Origin of the sequence: Blautia sp. AF14-40 (assembly GCF_003479665.1) — a bacterium.
GTDB classification, from domain to species: domain Bacteria; phylum Bacillota; class Clostridia; order Lachnospirales; family Lachnospiraceae; genus Fusicatenibacter; species Fusicatenibacter saccharivorans.
The window spans coordinates 1-25,876 of record NZ_QUHK01000010.1; the positions used below are offsets into that span (position 1 = coordinate 1).

Below are 25,876 nucleotides of genomic sequence, written 5' to 3' on the forward strand. Positions count from 1 at the left end.
CTTTCTTTTGTGCAATATTTTGGATTTGCTCATTTATAGATTAATACAAAAAAAATCCTCTAAGACAATAGGTATTTCACTATCTCTTAGAGGATTTTTCTTTACTTTAAATGGTATCTGGTAATATTTTTCCAGTTTTCCGGGAAACCCATTTTATTCAATAATTCCGTTTCGCTTATATGCTCTACCTCTCTGTTTACTCGGTCAATCTCTTTTATAAGCTTTCTTTTAAATTCCAGAAAATCTTTTCCAGGTAATAGATATCTAAAAGCAATCACCACAGCAAACAAATCCTGTTTTCCTTTTTCATACTGATTCCCACTCTGTGGCAATGAAAGTTTTTTATGAAGCGGTGTATCCGCAATAGCATCTACCGTTCTGTATGTGAACAGTCGTTCTCCATGTGCACATACGTTTCTATACTTCGTGAGAACCGATAGAAACTGCTCCATCTGATGCTGATTCAAAGGTTCAAAGTTTTTTGATACTTTTGATTTTAAGGATTGAGGAAATACTCGGAACATTTTTGATAAATTTCCAAACGTAAGTACATTCGCCAAAACCCATAATGGAATTTCACCATATGTCTTGCGATAATAATTGATATATGTATAATCTGTGGTCGTTGTTGCCCGTTTCAAGGTCGCTATCAACTTTACGATTGTTGCATGATTTCTTTTTGTATGATTATAATTATTAGCATCCAGGTACTGCTTCTGCTCTGCTCCATACATTTCAGTAAAATAGTATGACATCAAAGAACGCATCTGTCGCTCAACCTGCAGTAAATATTTAAAGAACAACTCTCTAAGCTCTGCATCAAACTTATACAGACTGACTATTTCTTCAAAACTTGTTCCTGCTTTATATTTCTTTGTATTCGATATTCTAAAAAGATGTTTATATCCTCCCATAAGAGGAAAATATCCTATTTGGCGTAACATCTCTTCTGCATATTCTCTGTCGTTTATTTTTATTCCCTTTTCGTCACTGATCCAGGAAACCTGATCACTAAAAGAAGAGAATTTTTTCGGTGTCTGCATATCATTTCTCCTTAAAACAAAAGAGGGAGAGACCCGCAGGCTCTCCCCCGCCTGTAGGCTTCGCAAGTTTCTACAGAACGATCACTGAGCTTAGTATACGTCATTTTAAATGTCCTGTCAATACGCCAAAACATTCTTAGCCATACCCGCTCAGAAGTATTCTATGCTATTTTTTCTTCTTTATTCTGTTTTTCTTCCTCCAACTCCCGGAGGACTTCATCGCCGTACTTATCAAGCATCCGTACCAGAAAATCAATGCACCGCTCAAATTCAATATTCTGTTGCATAAGCTCCTCCCGTCATTGTTTTGATCTGAGCTTATTTTACAGAACCTGCCGGAAAACCACATTGAATAGAAATTGATTGTAAATTGACACAATCAATTTAAAAATATCCGCATTTTCTTGAATCGAATATATGTTCGTGTTATGATAGATATACTTAATCTTAACTACGAAAGGGGAATTTCTATTGAATCGATGCGATTTTTCTTCTATTAGCACTTGCTTAAAAAATCATATCAGCGAAAGTAATCAAATGAGTCAGCCTGATTTTTTATACGAATTATTTGAAGATTTTATGGATGATCCGGCAAATCAGGATTTTTCTATGGATAATGGTCTGGTTTGTCGTTGGCTGACCGGTCAAGCAAAGATCAGTCCCAAAATATCTGCCTACTATTCCAAACCCAGTAATCAGAAAAAACTGGCAGAAACCATTCACCAGAATCTGCTTCCATTGATGTCTGACTGCAATATGGCTATGCAGGATATATACACATTATTTATACAAGATGACACCATCTCCGATGCCAAAAAGAAAAATCTGGCTTCTCTGTACAAACCAGCCAGCTCACGTCTGCTTTTTCTTGCAAAGCTGATTTCTTTTGGCATGGAGCGACAATTTATCAAACGTGATACTAAAAATCAAAAATTAATTGCCGGAGGTGCCCTGTCACCCATTGTGCTGGATTATATTATGGACAGTGAGGTTCCGAAACCATGCCGTCATTTTATCGGAAGAGATAAAGAACTGGAAGAATTATATACCATGCTTGAAGAAAACCGTCATGTTTTTCTTTGCGGAATTGCCGGTATTGGAAAAAGCGAACTTGCCAAAGCCTACGCAAAACATTACAAAGAGTATTACACTAACATTCTATATGTAGAATATACCGGCAATCTTCATCAGGATATTACTGACATGGATTTTATTGACGATCTGCCGGAAAGCACTGAACAGGAACGGTTTCAAAGACATAACCGTTTTCTGCGTTCCCTGAAATCTGATACTCTGTTGATCATAGATAATTTTAATGTCACTGCTACACAAGACAGCTTTCTGTCAGTAGTATTAAAATATCGCTGCCAGATTTTGTTTACAACCAGAAGCAGACTGGATGAATACTGTACTCTGCCATTAAAAGAAATATCAGATATGAACGCTCTCTTCCAACTGGCATCAGTATTTTATTCAGAGGCAGACACGTACCGGGCAACAGTTGAAAAAATCATCGAAACTGTTCACTCTCATACTTTTGCCGTGGAACTGGCAGCAAAACTTCTGGAAAATGGAATCTCGACTCCAGACCAGTTATTAACAAGACTTCAGGCGGAAAAAGCATCTTTCCATAACGAAGATAAAATTAAAATAATCAAAGATGGACAAAGCAGCAAAGCCACCTATTACAATCATATCCATACGCTGTTTTCTCTATACACTTTATCTCTTAAACAGCAGGATATCATGTGTAATCTATGCTTTCTTCCTTCCACCGGTATTTCTGCCCGTATATTTGCCAAATGGCTGGAACTGCCCACACTAAATGAAATCAACGATTTAATTGAGACTGGTTTCGTTCAGACAACAACACGTCGCACACTCTCTCTGCATCCGATGATTTAGGAAATCACTCTTTCAGAGACAAAACCATCTGTAAGTAGTTGCCACACATTGCTGGATTCTTTACAGCACATATGTTTAATGCATGGAATGGAAGTAGATTATTATAAAAAGCTATTTCAAACAATAGGAAATATCTTAGATCTGATTGAAAAAGATGATATGCCAAAGTATCTGCTTTTTTTGGAAAATGCATTTCCATACATGGATAACTATAACTATCACAAAGGTATGAAGGAAATCATTCAGGAACTGAAGGTACTGTTAAAGACAAAAAGCATTGGCACCGACTCTGACCGGGCGTTATTACTGGATTTTCAGGCAGCCCTTGAAACCCAACCTGAAAAAGCAATAAAACTGGAAAAAAATGCACTTGCCCAGATAGAAAATATCACTGCTGACAATGCTCGCCTCGTTTCTAACCTTCATGCCAATCTCGGAGGACTTTACCGCATGAACGGTTATCCCGATCTTGCAAGAGAACACATGGAAAAAAGCATCTCACTGCTTGACCAATTTAACCTGCTTCATATAAATGACAGCATACCTCAGATTGCCAATTATGCAATGTTCCTGACAAAACAGCAGGAACCCGAAAGAGGAATCTCCGAATTGCAAAAATTATCCGGTATCATCAAGGAATACCATTCCGATGAATGTCTGGATTATGCCAAAGTACAGGAAAACCTTGCAACCATTTATCTGATGACCGCCAATCTTTCACAAGCCAAAACACATTTTAAAAAAGCTTTCAAAATATATGAAAAGATCTTGGCTGATGAGCCTGAAATGATTGAAGCAAAATATCGGGAGATTCAGGAGTTATATCCACAGATTGGATTTTCCATTGGAAAAACTCTATCTGGTCTTTTAACATAATACGTGCAATTTAAGGCGGGCAACTTGCCCGCCTTAAATCTTTAAATTATGCTTTGATTTTTCCAGAAAATATTTTACTTACTTTGTTTTTCATGAGTATGAATACAATTTTTACTTATTTCCGTATCTGCGAAAACTCTTATAAATAAAAGGCAGTAAGGCTATTGCCATCACGGTATACATTACCATTACAAGCGGAATTTGTCGAAATACACAATTCCCAATCTGATAAATAAGTGGGACTTTTACACTTGCCTGTACATTTGTCAAAATTGTTGGTATCAAATTGAAAAGCGTTGTATACCCAGAAAGTGCCCGTCCTATAAATGGCAATAAGCAATATAAAAAGAACGGAATGCAAACAGCGACACTAATTGTATGCATTTTAGCCGCTACTAACATAGACACTGAAGCCGCCAGCATACTGGCTATAAATCCACATACAACTGTCAACAAATAGTATTGTCCATATGACATAATGTAAATACTATATGCCTGATACATTTGATAGGGTGTATTCATACCACTGGTTCCCATAATTCCAAAGCAAATCACACTAAGTAATATAATTCCCATACAATAAATCATAACTGTCGTAACTATTCCTGCCAGTATTTTTGTTTTAACAGCTTTTGTACGTCCATACTTTGTAGAGAAAAATACTGCATCTGCTTTTGTCTGAAAATCATCTGCAAATATTCCAGCACAAATAAAACCAACTATGATTGCCAGAATAATAGAATACGTTTCTACATACATAATCATAGTATCCCATGAACTATAAGATTCGTATTCTACTGGTAATTTTATTTCATTATATTTCTTTTCCAAGTATTTTTTCTGAACAGCAGTCTTTCCATATTCTTCTGCCATCTTTTTCATATTTTTATGATAAGTGTTATAGAACTCTTGTATATTTTCTTCTGTAATTTGATTCAGAACACTTTCATCATATTCTGCATCCGGTGTTAATACCGATATTATAAAACCCCTAATATCATCTATCGGTTGTAATGTCGTTCCGTAAATCGCATTTTCTTCTGAGGATTGTGTCACCGCATTTTTATTTTGTTCTATAACTTTTCCAAGTTCATCTTCTGTCAATGTACCTTTCCATGCTCGTCTGTTATCTGTAAGTTTTCTTGTTGCCATAATTCCAGTACTAGCATTTCCATTCTCATCCACATAGCGATTACTTGTAACTGCAAATCCGCTAAAAATGACAGCAAGTATCAATGCCAATCCGATTGCAAATACATTAATTTTCTTTGAAAAAATTCGTTTTAATTCTAATTTAAGCATCTTATTTTTCCTCCGATTTTTCTCCAAAATAAAATAGAAATGCATCTTCCAGATTTTTTTCTACAGCCACAGCATCTTCTGTTGGCTTTTCTATTGAAATAATTCTAAGCTCTGCTCCGGTTTTTGTTGTTTTTATATTTCCAACCAAATATTCATTCATATATTTGTCTATCATACTTCTCGAAACATTACATTGCCATACCTTTTCTTTCATAGAAGATACTAAATCTTCCGCAGTACCTGCATAAAAAAGTTCTCCATCTTTCATTAACATAATGTTATTCGCAATGTACTCAATATCCGATACAATATGTGTAGACAAGAGCACCAAACGTTCTTCCGACAATTCACTAATTAAATTACGAAAACGTATTCTTTCATTCGGGTCTAATCCAGCGGTAGGTTCGTCCAGGACAAGAATTTGCGGATCGTTTAACATCGCCTGTGCTATTCCTACACGTCTAACCATTCCTCCAGACAAATTCTTCATTTTTCTTTTACTGAATTTTTCCATTCCTACTTGATTTAATAATTGCTTCACTTTTTTTCTGGCAAACGGCATTTTTAACCCTTTTATAGAAGAAATGTACATCATATAATCATATACGGTCAAATCTGGATAATATCCAAAATCCTGTGGTAAATATCCCAGAACTTCTCGGTATTCACCTCCTAGTTTCCATATATCTTTACCATTCCATAATATTTGTCCTTCTGATGGTTGAACAATCGTACAAAGCATACGCATTAATGTGGTCTTTCCTGCTCCATTTACTCCAAGCAGTCCATAAATTCCTTTTTCCATAACACAATTCACTTTATTAACAGCATTTACTTCTCCGTATTGTTTTGTTACATTTTTAAATTCTAATTTCATACGTGTAATCCTCCAAAATTTTTTCATCAAATACTAATGACTTCTGAACACAAAAAACAAAATATACAAAAGTCAATATCAGCATAGCCACCCATACCGGAGTTACAATTTTCTGATAAATAACATCATTTGCAACAATCATCATCCATAAACCAACCCATACCAGACAAGAAAGCACTGCTATATATTCTGATTTTTCCCATCTGCTGTACAATACACGAAAACATATACAACATGAAACATTTACCGGAAGCAAAAAATTAACCACCAAATCACTTAACGAGAGTATTGTTGTTTGATATGTAATTGCCAAAAACACCATAACGATCACCAGATCCACTACTCCAAACATTAACATTCTTGCTGTACAAATCTGACGCAGTGTGTAATAAGACGCCTGCTCAATCTCAATCGCACCATTTCTTCTGTTTTTCCAAATTTCCGGGATAATCAGAACCACAAATATTGTGGCAGATATTCCCATAATCCTCATCATATCTTTTATGTCTGACGTATAATTACTCAACCATATCCATAGACACATAAGAACACAACCTTGTAAAATCCACCATCTTTTTTTTATGAATTTTGTCTGCTCATACAAAAATTCAAAATAAGATGTTCTATGCGATTGTTTCGATAAAACCGACTCTGACAAAATATTCTGACATGCTTTTACTGTTTTGTTCTCTGCTTCAGCCCTTACATACTTTTCTTCAATCTCCTCTTTATATTCCTTTATTTGTTGCTTATAATTCTTCATCTTTTTTCACCTCCAACTCTTTCATTAAAAGTTCTTTTGCTCTTCCGATTCGATATTTTACAAGAGAAAGTTTGATATGAAGTAATTCTGCAATTTCTCTTTGCTTCAATTCCTGAAAAAAATATAAAACTGCCGTTTCTCTAATTTCTTCCGGTAACTTTCTCACTGCCTGTTCAATAGTTAATCGGACTCCTAGCTCTTCTACATGATTTTTACTACAGTCCTCTGATTTTAGCAGTTCCTCTGATGGAATATCTTTTTTCTTTTTGTAATAATTTTTAACGGTATTTCCGGCAATTGTATAAAGATAATTCTTAACTTTTCCATATTCTTTATATCTATATAAATTGGAAAAGAAACGTGTAAACACTTCTTGTGTCAAATCCTCTGCCTCATATGGATCATTGATATGTAGCAAACAATATTGATATATACTTGAGTAATATTTTTTGACCAGTTTTTCACACGCATCTTCATCTCCTGCTCTTGCTAGATGTACTAACAAAGAATCAGTTTTGTATTCCATTCGCAAATTTGCCTCCCTCTGTTTTCTAAATAATATAACAATCCTACTATAAAAAAAGTTAGGATTCTTTTGTTTTTATTTATATTTTTCTAAAAAGGCGCATGGATTCATCAAATCCATACGCCTAATTTACATATTGTTATTATTCTTTCCGAATCCTTTCAACAATGCTTTCCCGACTCATCTTTTCAAACTGATACTTTGGTATCACATACGCAATCCCAACCAAAATTGGAATCATAAGCACACATGGCACGATTGTAAGATGCAGCCGGAAGAAAAATGCCGTACCGAGCGTATTTACTAAAATCTGCTTTGCTCCAAATACAATTAGCAATACTGCAATCACAAATGCGCCTCCCAAATATAGGAATCCCTCAGTCACTAGCATTTTCGATACCTGTTTTTTCGTCATTCCCACAACTTCCAAAAGTGCCAGTTCTTTTTTTCTGCTGATTACAGAGGTTGCTGTTGTATTAAAGAAATTCATAATGCCAATAAAAGCTAAAATAACAACAAGAAAACTACCGATCATATAATATTTACTGACATACCGCTGAAAGCTCTCTTTCATGTCCAATACAGAAAACACGTTGATCATATCATTTTCTTTCAAAATATTTTTATCAATGTATTCTTTTATCTGCTTGTCCTCGCCCTTCTTTGCATCAATGGCAGCATACATGGCTGATTCATTTCCTGTCTGGGTGATATACTCCTCTTCGGGAACCAATACCGTGATATAGATACAGTCCGCATACGGATAATCCAATGCATATGGCATCAGTGCTTCTCCGATGACTTCGTAATCTTTTTGGTTTCCATTTTTGTAATCCATCTGAAAAATACCCCCAGTCTGATAATAAGAAACCGGACGCTCTGCATATTTATTACCATAATCTACAAGCACATAATTTCCGCTTTTAAATGTATCCCAAGAGCATTTTTCCCCTCTCCATTCTAATTTGTCAAACACCGACTCGCTGATTCCGAGAAAATGAACACTTACTGTATTGGAAGCCTTTGCCTCTTCCCAAACCTGTTTTTCATAATCGTTCCAGTTTTTTTCATATTTATCTGCGAATGCTTCCCATGTTTTCAGAAGTTCCGGCTCCATCTTGTGGGTTTCCTCAGAATAATACACATATCCTGTCTTAGCACTATCAGGACATTCGTCCAGAATCTCTTTGATTTCAGGTGTAATACCGTTGAAATTCGTATTTAACAAACTTCCCGTCATCTGATCCAGTTGAAAATCGGAAGCTAAAAGCACTTTTCGGTAAGAATCAAAATCATATCCCTGCACCAGCATCACGATACAGTTGACAACCACCATAGAAAGAGCGATAGAAAGCATAACAATCAATCCCTTTTTCCAATTTCGTAACACATTTTGAACTGCCATTCCCCACCAGGTTACAGAAGTATTCTTTTTTATTTTCCTATGTGACTGCTCTCCCTCTGCCAAACGCAGAGCTTCCACAGGAGATACCCTTTCCACCATTTTACAAGCCTGCAGACTAGAGAGATACACCGTTAAAAGTGTCAAAAGCGCTGCTGCAAGAAAAATCAAAGGATTTGCTGATACTACTGTCTGAGCAGTCTGTCCTGCCTGTGCACTAATTTCAGCATCTGCTGTCAAGGACGGAGCCATACAAAGACCTGCAAGATAACCACAAAGCAATCCGATTGGAATACCAATAGCTGATAATCTCCACGCCTGCATACGTACAATTTTTTTCAACTGCTTTCCCGTTGTTCCCACGTTCTTTAACAATCCGTAAGCCCGGATATCAGTTTTCACAGAAATGTTAAAGATATTATAAATAATCAGGTATCCAGCTAATATAACAAATAGAATCATTATAATTAAGGAAGAAAATGAAAATGAATCCTCTTCAAAGAGATTATATGCCGGATTGACTTCCATTCCTGTCCCAGCTCTCGTAAATCCCGCTGCTTTAGATATCTTTTCCGTTTTCTTTTCCAGATTCCAAAGGTTCTTGTACCAGAGAAAATACTCTTTTCCTCCATTGTAGATACCATTTTCTAATTCTTCCTGCGTAACGGGATAACGATTCTCCTTTGCATAGGCTTCGGATACCCAGACCATCTGACCTAAAACAGCTTTGTCTCCTTGCCAGAATCCACATATCTTAAACGTATCTGTCTTATATTGTTTCAGCATGGGATTTACTTCCCAGGTCAGCGTTACTTCTTCCCCAATCTTTGGTGTAACTCCCAGAGATTCCAATACCATGCTGCTAAGTGCTACTTCATTTTCTTTCTCCGGCAGTCTTCCTGTGGTTGGCAGACAATTAAAACTTTCTGCCGTATTTTCATCTGCATATCGGACCTCTACGGAAAAACCAAACCTTTCGTCCATTCCAGCTCCCAGAAAAATACCGGAACCATATCGCTTAACATCTTCACTCTGTTCGATTGTTTGCTGCAATCGCTTTGCATCTTCTTCTGACAGATTCTGTGCACTGGCATGGGCAGAATCCATAAACTGCTTAATTTCCGTTGCTCTTTTGGAAAGAATCATAGATACACTTCCCACAAAGAGACTTGTGAATAAAAGGGAAGTCAGAATGATTGCAATAACGGCAATAACATTCCTGGCGCGATTCATTTTCATAAAACGACTCGTTAATAATCGTAACGTCTCTTTATTCTCTACTTTTACCATAAAATCGCCCCCTGCTATACCACACCACTGTCTGAAACAATTTTTCCGTCTTCTATCTGTAAAATCCGGTCTGCCATCTGGGCAATCTCTTCATTATGGGTGATCATAACGATGGTTTGGTGAAAACGCTTACTGGTTACTTTCAGAAGCCCTAATACATCCTGACTTGTCTTCGAATCCAAATTTCCAGTCGGTTCGTCAGCGAGCAAAATGGCAGGTTTTGCAGCTAAAGCCCTCGCAATTGCCACTCTCTGCTGCTGTCCGCCGGATAGAGCACTTGGCAGATTTTCCAATTTTGTTCGAATACCAAGTGTATCAATGATTTCATCTACATATTTCTTTTCAATCTTTTTTCCATCCAGCTTCACGGGAAGAATAATATTCTCCCATACATTCAACATCGGAACCAGATTATACTGTTGAAATACGAAACCAATATTCCTGCGTCGGAAAATGGTAAGCTCTTCATCTGTCATATGGCTTAAGTTCTGTCCATCCACAATTACCTGCCCAGATGTTGGATTATCTAATCCTCCAATGATATGAAGCATCGTAGACTTTCCGCTCCCGGAAGTTCCAACAATCGCTACAAACTCCCCCTTTTCCACTTCTAAATTTACACCATCAAGGGCTTTGACTTCTGTTTCTCCTTGTCCATATATTTTTTGTAAATCTACCGTTTTTAATATATTCATGTCTTCCTCCCTGTCTTATATTTTAAAAAAGCCTGTATTGCTCTTTACAATACAGACTTTATCACAACAATGTCTCTATCCGGTTTCTGAAATATCACAGTTTTGATACTATTCCTTTTTTGATATCGGGAGAAACACAGAAAAGATAGAACCCTTTCCTCTCTCTGATGTCACTTTTATATACCCTTTTTGTGCCTGAATAATCTCTCTTGCAAGGAATAAGCCAATTCCTACTCCTGGCTGGTCTGCCACTGACAGACTCCGATAAAACCTTCCAAATATCTTTGGTATTTCTTCTTTTTCTATTCCAATGCCATCATCAATAATATCAATCTTTACAAAGAAAGAATTCTGCTCAGCTTTTACCTGAACATTTCCCCCACATGCTGTGTATTTAATCGCATTATCTACAATATTTCCGAGTGCCTCCACAGTCCATTTTGGATCACATAGAACATGCAAATCCGTGTCACATAGGCTCAGAGTAATATTCTTCTCCCTTGCTTTCACGCTAACCTGCTGCTGTATGGATTCAAGCATCTGTGTAATAGTAGTATCCTCCGAATGTACTGCGATAATTCCACTCTCCATCCGTGATAATTTGACCAATGATTGTATCAGGAAATCTAATTTCTCTGTCTGCTCCAAAATGGTATCTATCTCCTCCTGATTTTCATGATTTGTTTCAGAGAGTATTTCACCATAAATTTTCAAATTTGAAATAGGAGTCAACGTCTAATGCGCAATGTCGGAAATAAGTTTCTGTATCACTTCTTTTTGTTCCTGTTGGTTCTTTCTTGCCAGAAAGCTACTGTCTAAATGTTGTTTCATGCTGTTTTCAAGAGCAGAGTACTTTTCTTCTGATATTTCTGTCCGTTCCAGTTCTCCATCTATAGCACAATCCAGCATTTGCTGCAGCCGGTTCAAAAGCTTTTTTTCTTTCTGATAAAAAATGCTATGCCAGAAGATTCCACTTAAAACAAATATTCCTACAATCAATATAATTATTTCTATCATCCATTCACCGCCCAGGTATAACCAATTCCATAAACCGTTTTGATATATTTAGGCTTCTGCGTATCATCTTCTAATTTGTCTCTGAGACGTTTAACTGCAACAGTCAGAGCATGAGCATCCACAAACTCTGTATCTCCTTGCCATACCTCGTCAATCAGGTATTCTCGCTTCACTACTTTTCCTCTGTTTTCGCACAGCACTTTCAAGAGTTTTTGTTCTGTCTTACTCAGTTCAATAAGTTCTCCATTTTTGAAAAATTCCATTTTATCGAAATAGAACTCGAATCCATCAAACTCCATAGAATTCTTAACTACTGCATCTTTATTTCTAAGCTGCACAGACACTCTTGCACGCAAAACCATCAAACTAAACGGTTTCGTAATATAATCATTTGCCCCAGCGTCCAATCCTGTTACGATATCTACTTCCATGTTATTTACTGTAAGCAGGATAATCGGCACCTGACTGTTTTTCCTTATTTCTCTTACAAAATCAATCCCATTCCCATCCGGCAAGTTCACATCTAATAAAACCAATGTGATATCTTCCTTTTTCAAGATTTCTCTAGCCTCCTGCAAAGTCTGGCACTGATAAAAGAAATAGGAATCATTCTTCAATGCGAGACGTATTCCATCATTTAATTTTTTGTCATCTTCAACAATCAGTAAGTTTTCACTCATATTTTCTCTGCTTTCTTTCAAATTACGCTAATTGTATCATTGCCAGTTTTATAAATCAAATTATTAAATCAAAATCTCCGGCAGAAATTATCTTATAAACAGAAAAAAGCTCCCGAAGGGGCTTTCCACGTTTTAAATGTACACTAATTCTCTTAACACAACCTCTTCTGCATCATTCCATATTTCCCATGAAGAATGTTGTAAATTAGTACTATCCACAACAATAACAGGTAATTTAATTATTCGTATTTTTTCCCGATAATGTAAATCGAAACTACCATACCGCCTAATATCATAATTAGGAAAATTTTATTCAAAATATCCCATAAAGCTATATTGAAACAATTGATTATTATAATACCTGCAAGAGGATATAAAACAACTGTTGCAAGTATCCATATTTTTAAAGTTGTGCAGATATATATCCAATTTCCATTGTTAAAAGATAAACCAACTAGATGTATTCTAAAAATTCCTTGTGAAACATAATTTATCTTGTTGGCATCATAATATGTTGGTAATATGTCTTTTGCAAAGAAACAAAACCATGCACCAAATAAAAGCATTCCCCCGGTAACTAGCAATATATCCCTTTTCATCTCAGCTAACGAACTTCCAGATACAACTAACATAATAATTTCTGTAATAGATATAAAAAAACATAACAAATATGCTAATATCCAGTTTTTTCTATGCTGGTGAATAGAATCCCTAACAGCCATATCGAGAGAGCCTACTACCAATTCCTCGATTTCTTTTTTATCAATATTTTTCTGTGTATCTATTTTTTCTCCACGTAACAATTCTGTAACGGTAACATCTAATATATCAGCTATTGGTATGAGTAATACGACATTGGGCATACTAAGACCACGTTCCCATTTGCTAACTGTTTTATCTGATACATATAATTTTTCAGCCAAATCCTTTTGAGTTAAATTCTTTTCCTTTCTTAATTCGGTTACAAATAAACCGAATTTTTCATTACTAATCTGATACATATATCCACCTCCTGCACACATATTATAATGAGAGTGTACATAAATCAATCGACCAGCAGTAGAATTGCAGAATATTAGCACATAATTCATCAAATAATCTCCCCATCATGAGCTCGACCGTGCTATCCGCTGTGGAAATAATACCGGTGCTTCTGTCTACAATGATAGAGGCATTCTCTTCTTGTAAAATACAAAAATTGTCAAATTTTAATAGTTTCTGCATTTCAGTGCATAAACTTAATTTTTTTCATGAGTTTATGCTTACTCTTTCCATGTTGATTTCAATTGCGATATTTATGTTACTGGTTCGAATGCTTATATGCTCTCCTCTGAATATGCTACCTATTTATCAGGCAGATGCGTAGAAATAAAGATGCTTCCATTGTCCTTCTCTGAATTTTTAACATTCCATGATTTTGAAATAAGAGAAACCAAAAATGCGTTAGGTGGCACACGCAAGCAAGCATTTGATAAAACCGGCGAACACTATGAACTCCAAGCGCTCACACTGTTCAGGCCTATGTGAATGCGCTACTGGAAGCATACTTCTTCTATGACATCAAGAGATTTGATATTAAAGGAAAGGAATTCTTACGTACTCTTGGAAAGTATTACATCGTTGATATCGGACTTAGAAACTATCTGCTTGGATTCAGGGATCGTGATAGCGGACATGCAATAGAAAATGTTGTTTACTTTGAACTGCTACGTAGAGACTATGATGTCTCTATTGGTAAAGTGGATAATTCCGAAGTGGATTTTATCGCAACAAAAGTAGATGACAAACTTTATGTTCAGGTCACAGAGTCCATGTATATCAATACACCGGTACCGGTGGCGAGGAAAAAACTATCAAACATCCGCTGTATCGACTGATTCACGATGAACCAAATCCGGAAATGCTAACATCTAATCCACAGCCTAAACCCTACCGCAATTTTCCGGCCATCCACTTTTTCTCCAATCAGACCAAAAAGTAGATATGTTTCCATATAATAAAACCGAGCTTTCCGCAAGGCTTCTCTGATGATACCAACCTTACAAAAAGCTCGGAAATACGCTACTTTTCAGTACTTGATTTTATTTTCTTGACAGCAAACAGACCGTCTCGACATACTCATCATTGTCCAAACTCGTATTTTTACCAACTTCTAAAAATCTCTTTTATGAAAATTAATTCTTACTGTTTTTCTTTACTGTACTGTGAATATTTTTAATGCTTTCCAAATATTCTTCTTCAACCGGCGATAAGTTCTGCACCTGATATTTCCGATATTCTTCTGTTGCTTTTTCAATTGCCTGTGCATGACTAATCGTTCCGGCTCCTTGCAACACTTTTTCACCTGTAGTTTTCAAAACATTATCAAGGTGTTCCACATAATCTTCCATATGCATGGGATTGTGACGCATAGCTTGAATCTCCGCAAAATCAAAATATCCCGATACAATATTATTTAGGATCTTTAACTCTTCATCATTGAGATAATTTTTGGCAATACTGATATCTTTCAATACAGGAAAATCACCAGAAAAACTTTTTAATCCCATAAAAGGCTGACTGGCGTCCGCACGCTCGTATATAACTTCTGCTGCTGTATGTCCATGTGCTGCATAGTGTAATTTATTTTGTACCATTTTAAAAAATGCAATGGATTCACTACTCTTGGGATCATAATCAACACTTGTTGCATAAAGGTCAAGTACCTGTCGGTACATCACTTTTTCAGATGAGCGAATATCCCGAATACGGTCTAATAACTCTTTCCAATAATTACCCCCACCCAGATTTTTTAGCCGTTCATCATCCATTGTAAAGCCTTTTATCATGTACTCTTTTAATCGTTCAGCAGCCCACCGACGGAAATTTGTAGCAATCTTGGATTTCACTCTATATCCAAGAGAAATAATCATATCAAGATTATAATGAATTGTATTATAGTTTTTTCCATCAGCTGCAGTTGTTCGGAATTTCCGAACAACTGACTCTTCATCCAATTCTTCCTCTTCAAAAATATGCTTGATATGCTCGCTGATATTAGATTTACTTGTCTGATACAACTCACATAATTGTGCCTGTGTAAGCCAAACGGTCTCGTCTTCAAATTTAACGTCAATTTTTGTATATCCATCTTCCGTTTGATATATGATGATTTCACTCCCAATAATATTAGGATTGTCTCTTTGATCCTCCATCTTTTACCCCTCCCTTTACCGTTCCATTAAATTCCCGATAACCTCTCTCTTAATTAAACATCTATCTTCACCTCTGTAGCAAATAGTTTCTTATTCCCTTCTCCTGGAATAAAAGATATTTTTTTACCCTTTTGAATCACTTCTATTGCACTCTCTGTCTTAGAATAAATACTTTCGGTAATGGAATATTCTTTTCCATCAGCACCAACTACATAGGCATAAAAACTTTCTGTTCCCTTTCCAACATATTTGACCGTTCCTGTAATGCGTCTAAAATCCGCATCAATAATGAGTGTCCGTGTCTCGTCAACCTGCATGCGCAACCCATTCTTGTGTGCATGATCATCCACAAGATACTGATTTTTATATTCTCTGATAATCCGATCCGTATCTGTTGCAACATCACACCCAAGCCCAAGATACAATTTCCTATCACTAATAATATAAAACTCCTCTTTGGCCCTCGTCGCCGCAACATTCATTATGTTCGCTTCGGTTACTGCCCAGCGTGCCGCTCCGCTGCTCTGCCTGTCGGCACCGAGTACAAAAAATACGATTGGAGCCTCTTTCCCCTGAAACGTATGGACAGTTCCGACATTTGTCGGTTTTCCCTGTTCATCATATCGGGTAAAGTGAATTTTCCGTAATTTCTGAGAAAGCTGATATGCCACATTGGAAAACGGTGTAATTACATAAACCACATCTTTTTCTTTTTTATCTAAGATTTTCGGATTTTTATCTATCATCTCCTTGAGCTTATGCAAAAGGAATTCTCCCTGTTCCTCGACATATTTATTGTTCGCCATTCCACCAACATCAAACCAGTCTGCTTTTCCGTACTTTTCCATTCCCTGCACCATAAATCCGTCATAGGAAATCATGTTCGAAATTGTAAACATCGGATACCGACATCTTCTATGCACCCATAGCGGAATTCCAACCCATGAATCCTCCGCCTTGTCCTGTTTTCGATAAAACCCGTACTGACTTGCCGCATCTGCTAAAATCTGTGCGGATGCAGATGCAGATAAATATTTTTCTGTCACTCCAAAATGCTCCCCCAACATATATAGGGTATTAGAATCCAACGTAAGAACCGGTTTAATCTGCAACGGATCACCGACCACCATTACATGCCTGCTGCGATAGATTGCACCGACAGCCGCCTGTGGCAGCGCCTGTCCTGCTTCATCGATAAAAAGATGCCCCAGTGTCTCAGCTCCAAGATTTTTGCACATACGCGAAAAACTGGCAAACGTAGAACTAATCACCGGAATTGTCATATTAATCCAGTTCCATGCCGCCTCAATCACATGCTTTCGATCCAAATACTTCTCCTGCTGATCCCAGACGATAATGGCCGCCTTTACATTTTTTCTGTTCTCATAAAGAAATTGTTTTCGAACACGTAATGCCATAACAAACAATTTTGACTGTGCGACACGATACGCTTCGTCAAACCACGGGTTTGATATCTGTAAATCTTCATACTCCTGATTCATATTCAGCGGTTCTGTCTTACTGTCGTTTTTTATATTTTCATATTCGCGGACTCTTTTCTCCAAATTTGAAATTTTACCTGTTTCCACCGTCTTCCAACTGTTAAACTCCTGCTTAAGCTTCTCCTGTTTTTCATTACTTTTACTCAGCCTTGTTTGCCGCAAATGAATATTTTCATTAATTTTTTTCTCCTGTTCCCTGCATTCTATATCTTCATCATTTAATTTTACTAACTGATCCGTAATCTCATTTAATCTGCTCCTATATTCCTCTTTCTTTTTCTTTCCCGCAAAGAAGCAAGGACGTTGCTCCTTGTGTACTTGAAGGCACTGGTTCATACTGTCCATATTTTTTCGGACAGCTTCTGCCCTGTTTTGTACCTCTTTCAAACTGAGATGTAACTGTTCCAACTGCTGCCCGCATTCCTGTTTATTTTCTGCAAGCTTCTTAAGTTCTACGCACAATTCATGCTCTTTCTTCTCTAATTTTTCTTGATAGCTGCCACGAACCTGTTCCATCTTTTGAGTATATTCCTGATACATCCGAACGCTATCTGCAAATTCCTGCCTTTTTGTTCGAATCGCTTTTACTTCCTCATAATGACTCAGAAATTGTTTATATATACCTTGATTCGGCAGATAATCTTCTTCCAAATATTTGTGGATATGCTTCATATTCGTGAGGATATTGCTCATATTATTCGCTTTTCCACCTTCAAGTGAAAATACTCCCCAAAACTTTTCTTCTCCCGGAACAGATTCTTTTACCAGTTCCTCTCTTTTCTTCCCGTTCTCATCTTCCAACCACTCTACCGACACCTTCGCATTCGATATCTCACAAAAATAGTCCGCTTCTTTCAGTTCATCGATTAGAAAATTGTCAATCTCCTTACTCAACGGAAGTTCGTTCACAATGTTTTGAACCGCACCATTATTCGAACTTGCAACCACGATATTATTTTCGATAATATGTTCCGGGATCTCTCCAATCGATGCATGATTAAAATAAATTGTTTTCTCTGTTCCTTTGATAAAATGGTCCGAAAGTTTCGCAATACTATACGCCTGCTGTACCACTAACTGCGCAAATATGTCCTTCAAAAGCGTCGTTTTTCCGGTTCCAGGCGGACCGTTGACACTTCTCATCTGATTGTTGTCAAAGCCGATGGATAAGTTTACCGCAACTTGCTGCATCAGAGAAAGCGCATATGTCGTATTGCTTGGAAACCTTCCCAGGGGATAATTCTTCGGCTGCAGAATTTGTTCAAACAGATGCGGATGAAAATTCACTGAATCTTTTTTGCTGTCAAGGTTCATGCGTTCCTTTTTATTTCCATACAAATAAGCATTCAAATTAACCGTTTCGATTTTTTTTGCTTTTTCCAGATCATCGATGAAAAAAGAATGCAGATTCGTCGCTTCAGTCTCGATATTTCCCAGAATCTTCATCCGGCAATTTATTATATCAACCTCATGTTGCAGGAGTTCCTTTTGCATCGCAGCATTAAACTTCGCCGAATCCCCTGCTGTCTCATCAAAATCCTGAGCAAGCTGATTTTTAAAATCTTTCTCAAATTCCCGAAACTCTTTCTCATAGGGAACTTTTTTGAATTTCCGTATGTAAGCACTTTCTGTAAAGAATGTCATATCCTCCAGAAAATTAAGATTCTTATCGAAATACAGCGCGAAACTGAACTTGTCTCCGAAACGAATATCCTCATCCGTCGATTCCAAGCCATACTCTGCATGAAGTATGTCCACAACTTCCTGAAATTTAAAAATATCAAAATAGACAACGACTCCTCCTTTTTGCCGTCGATTCCATTTCTTTTTCTCAATTTTATGCAGAAACAGAGAATAGAAATCCTGTTCCTGCAAATCATTCAGAGTGAGAATAGCCTTATCATTCAAACCGATGTCTCCCTCCGATAAATGTTCCACCATTATCCATGATTCTAAAATCTTATTTTTTTCTATCATTTATGAACAAAACTCCTTCGTATCTGTTTGAACTCTCTATCTATCTTCCGATACGTATTCACGTTTCTTCAAATGTAAAATTATGTCCCACTAACCAAAACTAACAAAGGGACTTAAAGAACCAAGTCAAAGAAAAAGGATTCTTCTATTTCTACGATATCGTCATATCATCCGAAAATGTTCCAGTGCCTCCCTTATAGCCGCTTCTTTCCCTGGCGGACACTTCGGCTGTCTAGAGTTTTCCAATTTTGACAGGTTATAATTTGCCCTCTCAATAATGCCGCATTTCTGCTTCACCTGTGCGATATACAAGTTGCTAACTTTCAATCCGCTTTGCTTCAGAAACATAATCCTTGACTTCCGCATAGATCGCTTTACTCTCCGCCGCCATCAAATCAAGCTCATCCATCTCTAATTCCACATTGATATGCTTCAACTTATTTGATTTAAGTTTGGAAAGCAACACGATACTTTCCACATGCTCCGACCACGCGAACATATCATACCCCCATGCCTCTTCTGCCTTATATCCGTGTTTCGTCAGATACCGCAGGTCTCTCGCCAATGTCTCCGGATTGCAGGAGACGTAGACCACTTTTTTCGGTGAAAGGGTTACAACAGAGGACAGAAAGGCTTCATCACTGCCGGCTCTTGGCGGGTCCATGAAGACGACATCGGCTTTTTCGCCTTTTTCGGCCATGGAGACCATGAAGGCGCCGGCGTCGTTCTGGTAGAAGGAGACGTTTTTGATTTGGTTTCGTTTGGCGTTTGTTACGGCATCGCGGACGGCGTCCGGGTTCAGTTCGACGCTGATGACTTCTCTGGCATCGCGGGATGCGATGAGGCCGATGGTTCCGATTCCGCAGTAGGCGTCCAGGACGCGTTCGTTTCCGGTGAGGCCGGCCAGGGAGATGGCTTTTTCGTACAGTTTTTTCGTCTGAACCGGGTTGACCTGGTAGAAGGACTGCGGGGAGATGCGGAAGGTGCAGCCGCAGAGTTCATCCTCGATGTAACCGCGTCCGAAGAGGACAATGTCGCGTTTTCCGAGTACCATGCTGTCGGTGCGGTCGTTGACGTTCAGTACGATCGTGGTGATCTCCGGGTGGAGTTTGCGCAGGGCCTTTACGAAGTTGTTTTTTGACGGGAAGACTGGTGATACGCAGACGAGGACGACCATGATCTCGCCGGAAGCAAAGCCGGTGCGCACCATGACGTGGCGCAGGAGGCCGTAGCCGCTGTCCTCGTTGTAGATCATGATTTTGAAGCTCTTCAGCAGACTGCGGATATCGCGGATGATGGCATCGGCACGCTGATCCTCGAGCAGGCACTCATCGACCGGGACCACTTTGTGTGTGCCCTTTTCATAAATGCCGGATATGATCGTTCCGTCTTTTTTGCGTGCAAAGGCGGAATTGACTTTATTCCGGTAATGATAAGGATTTTCCATGCCAACCATGCCTTTGACCGGGACGATGCCCTTCAGAGTTTTCTTCAGGAACTGCTCTTTTTTCGCGAGCTGCTCTTCGTAGGAGAGGTTCAGATATGTGCATCCGCCGCATTTTTTCTGATAAGGACATTTCGACGATGATGAACTCTTTTTCTGCTTTCCTTTTTCCGGTGCCACGCTCTTTGTTTTCTCTGTACGAACGGCTTTCTTTTTATTTTCCCTGTCGAAATACGTCTTTTTTCTTCCGTCAGCTCTTTTATTCTTCTCTCTCGTGTTTTCCACTTTCTCTTACCTTCTTCCTCTATTTCGCAAACCCGCGCAGCAGCGCGATCTCTTTTGCATATCCGTCCAGCTCATTCGGTGTTTCCAGATAGAACGGCAGTCCCGCCAGCGCCGGATGTGTCACAATCCGCTCAAATGCCGCAAGCCCCAGCGATCCCTCGCCGATCTTCTCATGGCGGTCCTTATGGCTCTCAAACGGATTCTTGCTGTCGTTCAGATGAACCGCTTTCAGCTTCGAAAGTCCTACCACGCGGTCGAACCCCTCAAGCACATCATCGAGGTGATCCACAATATCGTATCCCGCATCGTACACATGGCACGTATCCAGGCAGACACCCATGTGGTCTTTTAATTCCACGCGCTCCAGAATCGCCGCCAGCTCCTCAAACGAGCGGCCGACTTCGGTTCCTTTTCCTGCCATCGTCTCGAGCAGCACCGTGGTCGTCTGCTCCGGTTTTAAAATTTCATTCAGCATCTCCGAAATCAGACGGATTCCCTCTTCCGCCCCCTGTCCGGTATGGCTGCCCGGGTGGAAATTGTAGCAGTTTCCCGGCGTATACTCCATCCGTTTCAGATCATCCGCCATCGTCATCCATGCAAACTCTCTCGTGTGCGCATCCTTCGAGCACGGATTCAGCGTGTACGGCGCATGTGCCAAAATGCGCTCGATTCCATGCTCCTTACTGTAAGAAAGAAACGCTGCGACATCCGCCTCGTCGATGGCTTTCGCCTTGCTTCCTCTCGGGTTTCTTGTAAAAAACTGAAAGGTATTCGCCCCGATGGACACCGCCTCTTTTCCCATGGCAAGATATCCTTTGGACGATGATAAATGACATCCTATTGTCAGCATAACTTTTATTCTCCTTTATTTCCAAACCACAACTCACCGATTCTCTGCGAGCCGCATTACTTAAAGCACAATTTTCCGGTACGGAATTCCCATCTCCGAGAGTGCTTCCTCCTCCCGCTTCTGACACGTAAAGAGCAGCACCTGCGTCCGGTTTTCCGCCAGCCATTTCAAAGTTTCTTTCAGCCGGTTTTCATCGTAAAACGCAAACGATTCATCGAGAATCACCGGCAGCTCCTCCTCGCCGCAGAGCACATCCATCGCCGCCATGCGGAGCGCAAAGTACGCCTGCTCGATCGTGCCGCGGCTGACCTGTTCAAGCGGCACATATTCGTCTGCGGTGTGAAGGCCGATCCGCAGATTCTCATCCATATTCACCTGCAGATAGCGACCATTCGTCAGCGATGACAGCGTTTTTGACATCTGCTGTTTTAAGCGGTCGCCGATCCGACTCTGCATCTGTACGGAGAGACTCTGGATCGCCTCCCCCGCTAGGGAAAGCGCATCGAGTTCTTCCTGCAGATGATCTTTTTCCGTCATGGAAATGCAGAGCTCTTCGTATTCACTCTGCAAGTTCGACAGCACCGTCTGTTTCTGCCCCAGCTCCTGCTTCAGGCGGTCCACATTCCACTGCTGGCGGCGGATCGCCTGCTCCTCCGGCTCCGTCACGACCTGCTCGACCTCCGTTTTCCGGTGACGGAACAGACTGTACGCCAGATACAAGAGCGCCGCAATCGCAAGCCCGAGTCCCGTTCTCGTCAGCAGCGAATCAATATGGAAGAACTGCAGAATGCATAAGAACAAGAGAAATCCAGCCAGCGCCACGCACGCGGCACCCCATTTGCGGCTCTTCCGAGATTCTTTTTTCATCTTCCGCACCCGTTCGATCGGCACATCCTTCTGATAAATATCCCGCTTCATCTGCTCTTTCGCCTGCTGCAGATTCTCCTCGCTCTGACGGCACTCCTCCGTAAAAACGGAAATTTTCGTCTCAAGTTCTTCCTTCCGTTTTTCCAGTCCCGCCAGCGTCTTTTTCTGTTCCTGCTCCAGGCGCTTTCTCTTCTGCTTCAGCAGATCCAGCGCCGCCGCCACATCGAGCTCTCCATCGCTGCTCCCCTGGTAATTTGCCATATAGTTCCGCAGCTCATCCGCAAGCCCTTCCTCGGTTCTGCCTTTTAACTGCCCGATCGAAGCCGTATTATCATACACAATCTCACTGACACCGCCGAGCAGCATGGAAAGATCGCCGTCCTCCACGGAGAGCACCTCGCCGTCCGTCAGGCACACCAGCTTTGCATTGGCGTTCTGCCGCCCGAAATTCCGGGTCAGGCGGAACCGTTTGCCGCCGCTTTCAAGCACCATCTCTCCCGCATAGTATGCCGGATTTTCCCATGGCTCATAACGACTGTAGACATCATTTTTTGCCGCCCGCCCCCGGCCGCGTGTCATGCCGAACAGCATGCTGCGGATGAAAGTATGGACGGTCGATTTTCCGCTCTCATTTTCCCCGCTGATGAGCTGAATCCCATCGGAAAATTCCAGTGTGCGGTTCTGCATTTTTCCAAAATTGCGGATTTCCAGTTTTTCTATTTTCATCTTCTATACCTCCCGCAATCTTTTTTTCAGCCGTTCCTGCGTGCCGCCAGCAGCGCCTCGAGACCATAGTCGAGCGCCTTCTGTGACTGCGCATCCGTCTTTGTTTCAAACGCTTCAATATAGGCGCTGATCAGACTAGCGCCATACGTTTTCTTCAGCTGTTCCAGATCGTACGCCGGACGTGTTTCATCCTCCACGGAGATGACTCTGCCGCAGTCCAGCAGCCGTTTCGGAGAAAATTCCAGCTCGGCGGCACGGTGTCCCACAAGTTTCAGGCGGATGATTTTTCGGATCTTCCCATCCTCCCGCAGCGCCAGCTCCTGTTTCAGCTTCGTCTCCAGCGCATACTGTGTCAGATCCTCCGTCACGTTCAACACCAGATCTTCGTACTCATATCTGGCAAACGGCACAAACTGAATCCGCGTGCCGTGCTCGTCCACCGTTCCGCGGATGTAGCCGTGCGGCCCCAACTGCGTCTCATCCGTCGGTTCGAGTGCGCCTGCGTATGCCATTTTGTCGGGAATAAGAATCCCCGGCTTATGAATGTGCCCGCACGCAATATAATCAAACCCAGCCTGCGCCATGCGGCCCGGATTCCACGGCATGTGGCGGGCATCGCCGCCGTGCGCGAGCAGCAGATGATATTTCATTTTTCCCTCCGGCCGCACGCCGTCCAGCCGGTTTTCCAGAATCTCTTTTTTGTCGTAACTGCATCCGTACACCGCCGTCTTCTTCTCCGGGACTTCAACACACTCCGGCTCCGGCGACAGGAGCATTACCACGTTGTCTGCCCAGTCGAAACCGCGGTAAAAGCTCTCCCGCTTCACATAATCGTGGTTTCCGGCAATCAGCACGACGATCGTCTCCGGGATGGAAGCAAAGAGATCATTAACCTCTTTCAGTTCCCGCAGAAGCGGCTGGCACTGAAACAGATCTCCCGCAATCAGCAGAAAGTCCGTCTTTTCCCGACCGGCCAGGCGGATGATCCGCCGGAAGCTCTCCCAGATGGCCTCCCCTCGCTCCTCGCTCCAGGGAAATCCCGCATCCGGCTGCATGCCGAGATGCACATCCGCAATATGAATAAACCGCATAGGCGCATACCCCTTTCTGGATTCATTTTCTCTATTACTACAATACGGACGTCAGGTGCACCAAATCCACATTGGATTCCACTGCACCCGGCATCCGTATTTTTTAAGTTTCTATATCACTTTTCGTAATTACAGCTCGCAGTTGTTTACTGTTCTCGGGAACGGGATGACGTCGCGGATATTGCCCATTCCGGTCAGATACATGACGCATCTTTCAAATCCCAGTCCGAATCCTGCATGGTGGGTAGAACCATATTTTCTGAGGTCCAGATAGAATCCGTAATCTTCCTCAGCAAGTCCCAGCTCTTTCATACGGCCAAGCAGTTTCTCGTAGTCGTCCTCACGCTGGCTTCCGCCGATGATCTCTCCGATGCCAGGAACCAGACAGTCCATAGCGGCAACGGTCTTGTTGTCATCGTTCAGCTTCATGTAGAACGCTTTGATCTCCTTCGGATAATCGGTAACGAAAACCGGTCTCTTGAAGATCTGCTCGGTCAGATAACGCTCATGCTCGGTCTGCAGATCGCATCCCCAGTATACTTTGTAATCGAATTTGTCGTTGTTTTTCTCCAGAAGCTCGATAGCCTCGGTGTAGGTTACACGGCCGAACTCAGAATTTACGACATGGTTCAGACGCTCGATCAGTCCCTTGTCCACGAAACTGTTGAAGAACTGCATTTCTTCCGGTGCATGCTCCATAACGTAGCGGATGACATATTTCAGCATTGCCTCAGCAAGCTCCATATCGTCCTCCAGATCAGCGAAAGCGATTTCCGGCTCGATCATCCAGAACTCTGCTGCATGGCGGGTGGTGTTGGAATTTTCTGCACGGAAAGTCGGTCCGAAGGTGTAGATATTGCGGAATGCCTGTGCAAAGGTCTCGCCGTTTAACTGTCCGCTTACGGTAAGGCTTGTCTTCTTTCCGAAGAAGTCCTGTGTGAAATCAACAGCGCCGTCCTCGGTTTTCGGAATATTGTCAAGATCCATGGTGGTTACCTGGAACATCTCGCCGGCTCCCTCGCAGTCGCTGCCGGTGATCAGCGGGGTGTTGACATAAACGAAGTCTCTCTCCTGGAAGAACTGATGGATCGCATAGGCGCAGAGGGAACGAACACGGAATACTGCCTGGAAGGTGTTGGTTCTCGGACGCAGATGGGAAATGGTACGAAGGTATTCCATGGAGTGGCGTTTTTTCTGCAGCGGGTAATCCGGTGCGGAAACGCCCTCTACGGTAATTTCTGCCGCCTGAATCTCAAACGGCTGTTTTGCCTGCGGGGTAGCAACGAGGGTACCTTTTACGATGATGGCTGCGCCGACGTTCATTTTGGAAATCTCAGCGAAGTTTTCCATCTCATCGTGGTATACGATCTGCAGGGTTTCGAAATAGCTTCCGTCATGCAGAACGATGAAACCAAAGGTTTTGGAATCACGTACGCTGCGCACCCAGCCGCCTACGGTTACTTCTTTGTCCAGGTATACTTCCCGGTTTTTATAAATCTCTCGGATGGTTGTAAGTTTCATTGTCTTTTTTCTCCCTAAATATTCATAGTGCTTTCTTTATTCT

Annotated in this window: 21 protein-coding genes and 1 pseudogene; 3 read left to right on the top strand and 19 right to left on the bottom strand. The window is 40.8% G+C overall.

Translation table 11 applies throughout. From position 1 onward, the window contains the following. Positions 1-101: 101 nt before the first annotated feature. Positions 102-1,043, bottom strand: coding sequence for an Abi family protein (locus DWW13_RS09030; RefSeq protein WP_055265600.1), 942 nt, complete (start codon positions 1,041-1,043; stop codon positions 102-104). Positions 1,044-1,204: 161 nt separating this feature from the next. Next, positions 1,205-1,330, bottom strand: coding sequence for a hypothetical protein (locus tag DWW13_RS19745; RefSeq protein WP_264292947.1), 126 nt, complete (start codon positions 1,328-1,330; stop codon positions 1,205-1,207). Positions 1,331-1,580: 250 nt separating this feature from the next. On the opposite strand from DWW13_RS19745, the pseudogene DWW13_RS20000 reads away from it, so the two are divergent. Beyond that, positions 1,581-3,824: pseudogene (locus DWW13_RS20000) on the top strand (tetratricopeptide repeat protein). Positions 3,825-3,935: 111 nt separating this feature from the next. Here DWW13_RS20000 and DWW13_RS09040 read toward each other — a convergent pair. The 10 genes from DWW13_RS09040 to DWW13_RS09080 all read right to left on the bottom strand — a co-directional run bounded on the left by DWW13_RS09040 (position 3,936) and on the right by DWW13_RS09080 (position 13,377). Further along, the gene (locus tag DWW13_RS09040) at positions 3,936-5,126 is read right to left on the bottom strand and encodes an ABC transporter permease (protein ID WP_055265598.1); all 1,191 of its coding nucleotides are present in this window, start codon (positions 5,124-5,126) and stop codon (positions 3,936-3,938) included. 1 nt (position 5,127) lies between these two features. Continuing rightward, entirely contained in the window at positions 5,128-6,003 is an 876-nt protein-coding gene (locus DWW13_RS09045) for an ABC transporter ATP-binding protein (protein WP_118666809.1), read from the bottom strand. Then, positions 5,987-6,766, bottom strand: a complete 780-nt coding sequence (locus tag DWW13_RS09050; protein WP_117805393.1) for a hypothetical protein — start codon at positions 6,764-6,766, stop codon at positions 5,987-5,989. Before DWW13_RS09050 ends, DWW13_RS09045 begins: the two co-directional genes overlap by 17 nt. After that, on the bottom strand, positions 6,753-7,292 hold the full coding sequence (locus DWW13_RS09055) for an RNA polymerase sigma factor (RefSeq protein ID WP_005348545.1): 540 nt from the start codon (positions 7,290-7,292) through the stop codon (positions 6,753-6,755). The genes DWW13_RS09050 and DWW13_RS09055 overlap by 14 nt, the downstream gene beginning before the upstream one ends. 142 nt (positions 7,293-7,434) lie before the next feature. Then, entirely contained in the window at positions 7,435-9,984 is a 2,550-nt protein-coding gene (locus DWW13_RS09060) for an ABC transporter permease (protein ID WP_117802492.1), read from the bottom strand. A gap of 14 nt (positions 9,985-9,998) precedes the next feature. Continuing rightward, positions 9,999-10,679 (bottom strand): ABC transporter ATP-binding protein, encoded by a 681-nt coding sequence (locus tag DWW13_RS09065; RefSeq protein ID WP_055265588.1) that lies wholly within the window; start codon positions 10,677-10,679, stop codon positions 9,999-10,001. 108 nt (positions 10,680-10,787) lie between these two features. Next, on the bottom strand, positions 10,788-11,411 hold the full coding sequence (locus DWW13_RS19365) for a sensor histidine kinase (RefSeq protein ID WP_243859106.1): 624 nt from the start codon (positions 11,409-11,411) through the stop codon (positions 10,788-10,790). Positions 11,412-11,414: 3 nt separating this feature from the next. Continuing rightward, positions 11,415-11,696 carry a hypothetical protein gene (locus tag DWW13_RS19370; protein WP_226906361.1) on the bottom strand — a complete coding sequence of 94 codons (282 nt, stop codon included), beginning with the start codon at positions 11,694-11,696 and terminating at the stop codon, positions 11,415-11,417. After that, entirely contained in the window at positions 11,693-12,376 is a 684-nt protein-coding gene (locus tag DWW13_RS09075; protein ID WP_055265584.1) for a response regulator transcription factor, read from the bottom strand. Before DWW13_RS09075 ends, DWW13_RS19370 begins: the two co-directional genes overlap by 4 nt. Before the next feature lie 239 nt (positions 12,377-12,615). Continuing rightward, complete coding sequence (locus tag DWW13_RS09080) at positions 12,616-13,377, bottom strand: helix-turn-helix domain-containing protein (protein ID WP_055265582.1); 762 nt, start codon at positions 13,375-13,377, stop codon at positions 12,616-12,618. A 319-nt stretch (positions 13,378-13,696) separates the two neighbouring features. Here DWW13_RS09080 and DWW13_RS20160 point away from each other — a divergent pair, with 319 nt between their 5' ends. Both DWW13_RS20160 and DWW13_RS20165 read left to right on the top strand, forming a co-directional pair. Then, a complete protein-coding gene (locus DWW13_RS20160; protein WP_416388128.1) occupies positions 13,697-13,903 on the top strand; it encodes a hypothetical protein in 207 nt (68 codons plus the stop codon). Continuing rightward, positions 13,900-14,253 (top strand): DUF4143 domain-containing protein, encoded by a 354-nt coding sequence (locus DWW13_RS20165; protein WP_055265580.1) that lies wholly within the window; start codon positions 13,900-13,902, stop codon positions 14,251-14,253. The genes DWW13_RS20160 and DWW13_RS20165 overlap by 4 nt, the downstream gene beginning before the upstream one ends. Before the next feature lie 297 nt (positions 14,254-14,550). Here the strand turns inward: DWW13_RS20165 and DWW13_RS09090 are convergent, their stop codons facing one another. From DWW13_RS09090 to asnS, 7 genes are all read right to left on the bottom strand, one after another. Further along, complete coding sequence (locus tag DWW13_RS09090; protein WP_055265578.1) at positions 14,551-15,570, bottom strand: virulence RhuM family protein; 1,020 nt, start codon at positions 15,568-15,570, stop codon at positions 14,551-14,553. A gap of 53 nt (positions 15,571-15,623) precedes the next feature. Further along, a complete protein-coding gene (locus tag DWW13_RS09095) occupies positions 15,624-19,049 on the bottom strand; it encodes an AAA domain-containing protein (RefSeq protein WP_118601538.1) in 3,426 nt (1,141 codons plus the stop codon). Between the two features lie 316 nt (positions 19,050-19,365). Next, positions 19,366-20,778 (bottom strand): 23S rRNA (uracil(1939)-C(5))-methyltransferase RlmD, encoded by a 1,413-nt coding sequence (gene rlmD / locus DWW13_RS09105; RefSeq protein WP_118659478.1) that lies wholly within the window; start codon positions 20,776-20,778, stop codon positions 19,366-19,368. Between the two features lie 19 nt (positions 20,779-20,797). Next, on the bottom strand, positions 20,798-21,628 hold the full coding sequence (locus DWW13_RS09110; RefSeq protein WP_117813516.1) for a deoxyribonuclease IV: 831 nt from the start codon (positions 21,626-21,628) through the stop codon (positions 20,798-20,800). A gap of 60 nt (positions 21,629-21,688) precedes the next feature. Next, positions 21,689-23,221 carry an ATP-binding protein gene (locus DWW13_RS09115; RefSeq protein ID WP_117509938.1) on the bottom strand — a complete coding sequence of 511 codons (1,533 nt, stop codon included), beginning with the start codon at positions 23,219-23,221 and terminating at the stop codon, positions 21,689-21,691. A 26-nt stretch (positions 23,222-23,247) separates the two neighbouring features. Continuing rightward, complete coding sequence (locus DWW13_RS09120) at positions 23,248-24,312, bottom strand: metallophosphoesterase family protein (protein ID WP_118640938.1); 1,065 nt, start codon at positions 24,310-24,312, stop codon at positions 23,248-23,250. 129 nt (positions 24,313-24,441) lie between these two features. Then, on the bottom strand, positions 24,442-25,833 hold the full coding sequence (asnS, locus tag DWW13_RS09125) for an asparagine--tRNA ligase (protein WP_118719916.1): 1,392 nt from the start codon (positions 25,831-25,833) through the stop codon (positions 24,442-24,444). Between the last annotated feature and the right edge of the window lie 43 nt (positions 25,834-25,876).

Coding starts and splice junctions, on each gene's coding strand:
- DWW13_RS09030 (WP_055265600.1), bottom strand. CDS start 1,043: ATGCAGACACCGAAAAAATTCTCTTCTTTTAGTGATCAGGTTTCCTGG.
- DWW13_RS19745 (WP_264292947.1), bottom strand. CDS start 1,330: ATGCAACAGAATATTGAATTTGAGCGGTGCATTGATTTTCTGGTACGG.
- DWW13_RS09040 (WP_055265598.1), bottom strand. CDS start 5,126: ATGCTTAAATTAGAATTAAAACGAATTTTTTCAAAGAAAATTAATGTA.
- DWW13_RS09045 (WP_118666809.1), bottom strand. CDS start 6,003: ATGAAATTAGAATTTAAAAATGTAACAAAACAATACGGAGAAGTAAAT.
- DWW13_RS09050 (WP_117805393.1), bottom strand. CDS start 6,766: ATGAAGAATTATAAGCAACAAATAAAGGAATATAAAGAGGAGATTGAA.
- DWW13_RS09055 (WP_005348545.1), bottom strand. CDS start 7,292: ATGGAATACAAAACTGATTCTTTGTTAGTACATCTAGCAAGAGCAGGA.
- DWW13_RS09060 (WP_117802492.1), bottom strand. CDS start 9,984: ATGGTAAAAGTAGAGAATAAAGAGACGTTACGATTATTAACGAGTCGT.
- DWW13_RS09065 (WP_055265588.1), bottom strand. CDS start 10,679: ATGAATATATTAAAAACGGTAGATTTACAAAAAATATATGGACAAGGA.
- DWW13_RS19370 (WP_226906361.1), bottom strand. CDS start 11,696: ATGATAGAAATAATTATATTGATTGTAGGAATATTTGTTTTAAGTGGA.
- DWW13_RS09075 (WP_055265584.1), bottom strand. CDS start 12,376: ATGAGTGAAAACTTACTGATTGTTGAAGATGACAAAAAATTAAATGAT.
- DWW13_RS09080 (WP_055265582.1), bottom strand. CDS start 13,377: ATGTATCAGATTAGTAATGAAAAATTCGGTTTATTTGTAACCGAATTA.
- DWW13_RS20160 (WP_416388128.1), top strand. CDS start 13,697: ATGCTCTCCTCTGAATATGCTACCTATTTATCAGGCAGATGCGTAGAA.
- DWW13_RS09090 (WP_055265578.1), bottom strand. CDS start 15,570: ATGGAGGATCAAAGAGACAATCCTAATATTATTGGGAGTGAAATCATC.
- DWW13_RS09095 (WP_118601538.1), bottom strand. CDS start 19,049: ATGATAGAAAAAAATAAGATTTTAGAATCATGGATAATGGTGGAACAT.
- DWW13_RS09110 (WP_117813516.1), bottom strand. CDS start 21,628: ATGCTGACAATAGGATGTCATTTATCATCGTCCAAAGGATATCTTGCC.
- DWW13_RS09115 (WP_117509938.1), bottom strand. CDS start 23,221: ATGAAAATAGAAAAACTGGAAATCCGCAATTTTGGAAAAATGCAGAAC.
- DWW13_RS09120 (WP_118640938.1), bottom strand. CDS start 24,312: ATGCGGTTTATTCATATTGCGGATGTGCATCTCGGCATGCAGCCGGAT.
- asnS (WP_118719916.1), bottom strand. CDS start 25,833: ATGAAACTTACAACCATCCGAGAGATTTATAAAAACCGGGAAGTATAC.